Here is a 7073-nt window from a genome sequence, read left to right as displayed (position 1 = left end):
TAGTTAATGAAGCTTTTTTGTATGAAAAATTGATTCGTCAGGGTTGCGATGAAGGGATATTTCATACAGATACGCCTCTTGAGTGTGCTGAATTTATTTTTATCCTGAGGTTATGCATAAAGGACGCGCACTACCATTATCTAACCAAGGTAAAAATAAATGGATAACGTTACAGCAAATGTTGAATCAAGAAGATAGGTGGTCATAATATAATCAGTTATTACCCACGCTCCATTCTTGCATATTACACGATTGTGTGCATCCCTCACAAATCAATCGTAATACATTCATCCACTGGCATGACTGTGCAAAGATTGTATCATGGTATGATTTTTCAATATGTATAAAAGGACAATAAATCGCAGAGCCGTGAACAAAATTCTTGACATCAAAACCACAGCAATAAGCAATAATCATTCGGTTATGCAGATCCTGTAATTGAAATAAAGCAGCATTAAACTCGGTGTTATTAGGCATGTGTTTTTGACATAGCAAGAAAAATTCGATCATATCGGTATACATTGGCCACATACAAAGACGTGGTGTGTGGTTACGTGCATTTTCTAAAATTTCTAGTGCGTTTGGTATGTTCAAAAGAGATGTAATGGTAATGTCCATTGCGGTACATACTTCATGAATAAGGCTCAAATCAAACACAGAATTAGTGTAAATGCCTTTATCATCATGTACATTGTAATAGGCATCAAATGCTTTTACCATGCCAATTGCGACAGTGCGTGGATCATTAAATTCATTTTTTAGTGATTGCATAATTCCTGTGTAATCAAAACCATCTTTGAGGGCACAACTTTGGCATCCAACCATAAAGTTTGCAAAAGGTGCTATTTGGTAACCAACTTCCATCATGGCTCCCATGCAGGTGTCAAAAGCTACAATATCAATATTGCTATGTAATAGTTGATTTTTGATGTGATATAGGCCTGCAACAAGATTGCTATTGGTCAGATATGTATGAGATCCTTCATTGAACATAAATCCACGATGATTGTGTTGGTGGTCCATTAATCGTGAACGTTTTATTGCGCAACAATTTGCTGTAACATCATGATCAATCACCCATTTTTGCGCAGCCTCATTCCATCGAGGATCTAAAATGCCCCACCCGTGATTTGATAAAATCAGCATTGTATGATCAGCGTTATTATTATTAAACCCCCAGGTCGCAGCATTAATAAAATCTTGTTTGCTATCACCGCTTAAAGAAATGCGTTCTAAAAATTGTAAATTATTGTTTTTTATTTTGTATCGCAGAGCTATATTGTGATATGCATGCAATTGAATAAAACATTCAACAGTATGATCCAATTGTGCATCCATCATTTCAGTGATGCTTTTGAATGCCATGTCACTTAAATTATCGCTAGAATCCATGTAAAACAAAACACGCCAACTAGCTGCATTGAGAAAGGATTGAGTAAGACAGAAAATCAACAAGCCAATATAATATATCTTTTTGATATGCATCTTATAGCCTCCCATTATTATTTTTACTAATAGATTAATGGAGAGGCTAAATTTTTGTCAACAGCTTATTTGAGCTTTTTTCTAATGCATTAAGCATTACATTGAATATTTTTCGCCTTACATCTACTACTCTATGAAGTTGTTAATCAGATAGTTGTTTTACATGTTTCATTTTCATGACTGTTTTTTTTTAACATTAGTCACTCTTTTGATAAAGATAGTAATATGGTATCAGATTCGCGTGATGGTAAGCGAATAGATAAAAAATAAGTTGTGGCAACAACGAAGAAAGGTTGGTTTACCAGAACCAACCTTTTTGTTTAGGTTTTTCAGCGGGCCAGAAAATATTAGATAATGCTTGCTGTATGTTTTCTGGTAAATGCTGAAAAATATCAGCATCAGCGCTGCCTATGGATAATTTTTTAACAGAGCTTTGTTTTTTTAGCTCGGAATATAATTTAAAAATCAATTTCGTTTCAGAGAAGGTACAGTTTTTTAATTGGTTGATCATTGCCTCATCTTGATCAGTCCAAAGCGTGCACTCTACAACAAGAGGACTGTTGCCTCCATGTATTGCTGAACACCCAAATATCACTTTTTGCCCATTAAGACTAATTGCCATAGAACTCAGTTTACTTTCTGATAATGTTATATCTAAATACGTTTCTTGTACTATATTATAATTATTATCAATATTCAGTATCTGAATACCAAATGGTTCACCAATAATAATTGTTCTACCATCGCAAGCAAATAATGCTTTAAAAGGATCATTCAACTGGTTACCGGTAAAAAAAGTAGACCAATGTGTAATCAATGAATAGTCTGGCGAGAACTGCATATTAATTCCCTTGTCAATGTCTAACAGATAAGCTTTTGCAACCATATCACTTCTTTTACGACCCACGTAAAGAATTTTTGTATCGTCAGGACTAAATGACACAGAATAGATATCATTGCCAAAACCTTTAAAAAGTTTTTTCTTTGCCGGCACAGTCACAAAATCATACATTAGAATAACAGCGGTATCGGATACATTCCCATATCCAGCAACAACTTTTGTGCCATCGGAATTAAACGCTACTGAAAAAACAGGTTTGTGAGGGCCAACTATGTTGGCAATTAGAGTTCCTGTTGCAACGTCCCATACCATAAGATTATTATAGTATCCATTAGCATTTCCACCAGATCCTGAAACAATTTTGGTTCCATCAGGACTAAATGCTACTGAGTTAATATCTCCCCAATGACCGGTAAGATTATGAATCAGATTACCTGTGTTGGCATCCCATATTTCCAGATGATCATGATCACCTATAACAACTTTGGTGCCCTCAGGGTTCATCGCCACCTGATCAACATAGTGGAACTCCTCTAATTTTTGATTCACCAACGTTTTGCTTGTTGGAATATTTCTGATTGCAAACCTCTGGTGTAACCCTTCAATAATTATTGTACCATCAAAATTGAGAGCAACTGATGAAATAAGTCTCTCCCTCCCATCAGAATCTGCATAATTTCGCAAAACCTTTTTTGTAGTTTGCACATTCTTTTTTTGAAATAAACCTGATAAATAAGCAATAATAGGCTGGGTGATAAGTGACTTTAGTGGTTTTTGCAAATCACTATTTAATTTTTCAAGTTCTTTATCGGCAACAATAGCATCTATATTGTCCTTATATTTATTTTTGATTTCATAAAAACAAACATTTTGCACATTCTCGGGGCAGTCTAAATGATGAATGCAGTTAACTACATCAACCAATCGCTCTGACGAATAACCAGCTATTGCTTTTTTGATCGATTCCGCAATTTTTTCTTTTGACTGATTTTTGTTTTCTTCATATATTTTTAAAACATAAAAAGTATTTTTTATGACAGCAGCAGGAAAATTAAGTGGGATGCTTTTGCTTTGATCTCCCGTAGCTGTAGCCACATTTTCAACAATATCTGTAATCATATTGTTCAACGTTTTGCTTATTTTAACAACATCACCAGGAACGCAAATACCAAAATACGATCCCCGCTCATGAATAAAAAACTCATTTTTCTTGCATGATGCAGCATCAACAAGACCTTCTTCTCCTTGCCATATTTTTAGTGGAGTTATTCCGCCTTTTTTTAGGTTTGCCAGCTTTGCCAGCGTTGCTTTACGCTTTTCCATTGACAAAGTAGCGCCTTTTGGCCTACCAGCAATCATTGCATCCAATGAACAAGAAAAAGAGGACACGATCAAATTCACCGCAACAATTAAAGTATTTACTCTTAAGTGCCTCATAAGTTTTTCCTATTAGAAAACACACGATATTTGAGTTTTTGTATAGACCTCATTGATAATATTAATAAATATCCATACTGAAAGTAAATAGATTTCTATAAAAATATGAAGATAATGATGAGTAAGATAAAATTTAAAAGACATTATTGTTATTTACTACCACAGCACAAATGCCATATCTTGCAAATGCCATTTTTTTGACGGAAAACAAGATGCTTTCAAGGGTATTGAATGCATATGCTGACCGTTGAGCATTGAATGTAGAGGGGCTAAAGTTATTTTGTGTATCGAGTAATGTTATAGTGTCAGAATCTTTGTGTTATGTGCTTAAAAATTTTCCATGTGGGCTGAATCGAACATGGTCACAATGTATTGCCAGTGTTGTTTTTAAATTAAAATTTGGAAGTGTATAAACCTCAATTTGCTTTTCTACCCATTCGTAATCGATGTGTTTTTTCACGGCTATGCAATAGTGTCCTGATGGATCAAATTCAATCTGACTGATAAAATAGTTGGATCCTTTAGAAACTTCAAAACTTATTATTGGATGTTTTAACAAAAGGTTTGTTAGTTCGGGCTTACACAACTCATAAAATTGTGTTCTAACCAACTCAATGATTCCTTCAGGTGCATTTTTGACAAGTGCTCTAACCTTATCTTGAGTGGTTGTAAAATTGCGTATATTCTGCTGTAGTAACGGAATTAATTGTTTCTGCATCAAAGCTTTTGTTGATAAATCTTGCAGAGTTAGAATTGATATGTCTTGTTTTGGGGCTTCTTTGTTTGAGGTAGTCCATGGAATGAAGTTTCAATGAAAAGGATAGCGATAATATTGTAAACAATATGATTTTCTTCATTGATATTCTCAATTAAAGGTTTAACCTTTTTCTTTCAATGTACCTTATTCAATGGTCATAAGTCAATAGTTGCTTTTTTGAAGCATCAATAGCAAACTAATCTATTAAAAGAATTTCTATAAAAGACTTACATTCATGATCGTTATCATAAACGGCTGTTCTTCGGCGGGAAAATCAAGCATTATCAAAGAAATGCAAAAGTTGAGTAAAAAACCCTTACTCCACACAGGTATTGATTGGTTTTGGAAGATGATACCAGGTGAGTATAAAGAATTTGGTTCTAAAGCTCATGAAGGTTATTCTTTTACACAAACAGTTGAAAGTCAAAATAATCCCGTCATCCACGTTCAAACAGGTCAATTTGGACAAAAAATTGATAATGCAATGCCATATGTTATTAAATGTCTTGCTGATTTTGGTCATGATATAGCGATAGATGAAATTTTTACTCGCGATACAACTTTGCATAACTACATTACAGCACTACGAGAAAATACAGTTTATTTTGTTGGTGTTATGTGTAGTCTGCAAGAGTTAGAAAAGCGTGAAAAACAACGTGGTAATAGAGAATTGGGTTTAGCTCGCGGACAAATTGATTTTGTTCATGAGTATTGCGACTATTATGATTTCATAGTTGATTCAACGGATTGTGATGCGACTGTGTGTGCACAACACATTTTGAATTTTATCGATGCTAATCCTTATCCCTCTGGGATGAGAAAGTTAGAACCAAGAGTTTTAGAAAAAAGTAAATAAAAAAACCGCGTTCAATTTTTTATTCATTTCAAGTACACTGCTCATATTCTTAACACTAGATATGAGCGGAGTTTTTTACATGAATGATGAAGCTTTAAAAATTGCGCAAGCGAAAAATGATGGATATTTAAGAGTTGATCCTTCGACAGGCTTCCTTCGACAAGCTCAGGATGAGCGGCGAGCGGGTGGTTTATCAGGTACTGTTGAACTTGCAGGTGCAAAAAATGCTGTTTTAGTAACTATTGCGTCGTTAGTATTAACAACAGGAAAATCCGTCTTACACAATGTTCCTGTTTCGGCAGATGTATTTGAGATGATAGAATTACTGCGCCATCTTGGTGCAGTTGTTTTTTTTGATACAGAAAATAATCAGTTATCTGTTGATACAACGCTGGTGTATTCTTGGCACGTAAGTAGCATGATGATGCAAAAAACTCGTGCATCAATTTTGATCATGGGTGCATTGTTAGCACGTTTTGGCAAAGCACGCATTGGAGGTCTTCCAGGTGGTGATGCGATTGGCAAACGACCAATTGATTATCATCTTAAAAATTTTGCCAAGATGGGAGTTGCTATACATTATGAAGGTGATTTTTTGTGCGCAGAGGTTGATGGATTAAGATCAGCACGCTTAGTGTTAGAATACCCTAGTGTGGGTGCAACAGAAAACATCATTATGGCAGCGACACGTGCCCAAGGCGCAACGAAAATCATTAACGCGGCGTGTGAGCCGGAAGTGTTAGATTTGATTGCGTGCTTGCGAAAAATGGGTGCAAAAATAACAGTTGAAGCTCCAGCGACTATTACTGTTGAAGGTGTTGCTGTTTTAAATCCTGTTGAACACACAATTATATTTGATCGTCTTGAAGCAGGTTCGTTGCTTATTGCAGCAGCCGCAACGGGAGGCGAAATTAATCTACCCGATGCGTCAGCAGATCTTCTCGATGTTTTTTTGCTTAAGTTAGAAGAAATGGGTCACACGATTACTGTTGGTGAAAATGGAAAAGGCATTCATTTAAAAGCAACACAATTACCAAAAGCTGTTTCATTTAAGACAGGACCGTTTCCTGGATTTCCAACTGATTTGCAAGCGCCTATGATGGCATTGCAATGTGTAGCACGGGGAACGAGTGTTATTGAAGAAACGGTGTTTGAAAATCGTTTTCACCACGCACATGAACTAGTAAGAATGGGAGCATCAATAAAAATTGAGCACAACAAGACAATTGTTACTGGTGTTGAGCAATTGTATGGTACGCATGTTGTGGCAGCAGATATTCGCGCTTCAACAGCGTTAGTCATTGCAGGATTAGTTGCGCATGGTGTAACAACTGTTTCTGGGCTTTCGCATTGGAAACGTGGCTACGAAAATTTGGAAAAAAAATTACAGAGACTTGGTGCGAATGTTACGGTGCATGAAGCGCACGAAGTGCATGATAAAACGATAATTTCTGTAAAATCTTTTGCTGAAGAGCAGGTCAAATAAAATTAAGGTGTTTGTCCATGTTCCATTTCATTTCACACGGGGTCCCCGGCGGAGCATAGCGTAGTTGGGGGGTTCATTCAAGTTTGAAGTGCGACTATCTCAGCGCCAAACGCCTCGGCGGCTGACCTAAAACCTAGGCACTTCCTTGGTAAATTATTTATCTTTGTTTCAATCCGGTCTAACTGATCCTCAGTTAAATCCTTAAGCGGTA

The 7073-nt window shown here is 36.0% G+C and carries 5 protein-coding genes; 2 read left to right on the top strand and 3 right to left on the bottom strand.

The features are described 5' to 3' along the window. Positions 1 to 213 precede the first annotated feature (213 nt). The 3 genes from VJJ26_01545 to VJJ26_01535 form a co-directional block, all read right to left on the bottom strand. Positions 214 to 1485 (bottom strand): clostripain-related cysteine peptidase, encoded by a 1272-nt coding sequence (locus VJJ26_01545; GenBank protein HLC06848.1) that lies wholly within the window; start codon positions 1483 to 1485, stop codon positions 214 to 216. 298 nt (positions 1486 to 1783) lie between these two features. Further along, on the bottom strand, positions 1784 to 3763 hold the full coding sequence (locus VJJ26_01540; GenBank protein ID HLC06847.1) for a hypothetical protein: 1980 nt from the start codon (positions 3761 to 3763) through the stop codon (positions 1784 to 1786). Positions 3764 to 4082: 319 nt separating this feature from the next. Beyond that, positions 4083 to 4481, bottom strand: a complete 399-nt coding sequence (locus VJJ26_01535) for a hypothetical protein (GenBank protein HLC06846.1) — start codon at positions 4479 to 4481, stop codon at positions 4083 to 4085. 274 nt (positions 4482 to 4755) lie between these two features. Here VJJ26_01535 and VJJ26_01530 point away from each other — a divergent pair, with 274 nt between their 5' ends. Together VJJ26_01530 and murA are read left to right on the top strand one after the other, a co-directional pair. Next, positions 4756 to 5376 (top strand): hypothetical protein, encoded by a 621-nt coding sequence (locus tag VJJ26_01530; GenBank protein ID HLC06845.1) that lies wholly within the window; start codon positions 4756 to 4758, stop codon positions 5374 to 5376. Positions 5377 to 5455: 79 nt separating this feature from the next. Continuing rightward, positions 5456 to 6862 carry a UDP-N-acetylglucosamine 1-carboxyvinyltransferase gene (murA, locus tag VJJ26_01525; protein ID HLC06844.1) on the top strand — a complete coding sequence of 469 codons (1407 nt, stop codon included), beginning with the start codon at positions 5456 to 5458 and terminating at the stop codon, positions 6860 to 6862. The last annotated feature ends 211 nt before the right edge of the window (positions 6863 to 7073 follow it).

The sequence above is a fragment of the Candidatus Babeliales bacterium genome (assembly GCA_035288105.1).
In the GTDB taxonomy this organism is placed as follows: Bacteria; Babelota; Babeliae; order Babelales; family Vermiphilaceae; genus SOIL31.
The sequence above is the reverse complement of the archived record's forward strand: the minus strand, read 5'-3'. Positions and strand labels throughout refer to the sequence as shown.

What these genes read in the sequence shown, in the direction of transcription:
- VJJ26_01545 (HLC06848.1), bottom strand. Translation starts at nt 1,485, where the DNA reads ATGCATATCAAAAAGATATATTATATTGGCTTGTTGATTTTCTGTCTT.
- VJJ26_01540 (HLC06847.1), bottom strand. Translation starts at nt 3,763, where the DNA reads ATGAGGCACTTAAGAGTAAATACTTTAATTGTTGCGGTGAATTTGATC.
- VJJ26_01535 (HLC06846.1), bottom strand. Translation starts at nt 4,481, where the DNA reads ATGCAGAAACAATTAATTCCGTTACTACAGCAGAATATACGCAATTTT.
- VJJ26_01530 (HLC06845.1), top strand. Translation starts at nt 4,756, where the DNA reads ATGATCGTTATCATAAACGGCTGTTCTTCGGCGGGAAAATCAAGCATT.
- murA (HLC06844.1), top strand. Translation starts at nt 5,456, where the DNA reads ATGAATGATGAAGCTTTAAAAATTGCGCAAGCGAAAAATGATGGATAT.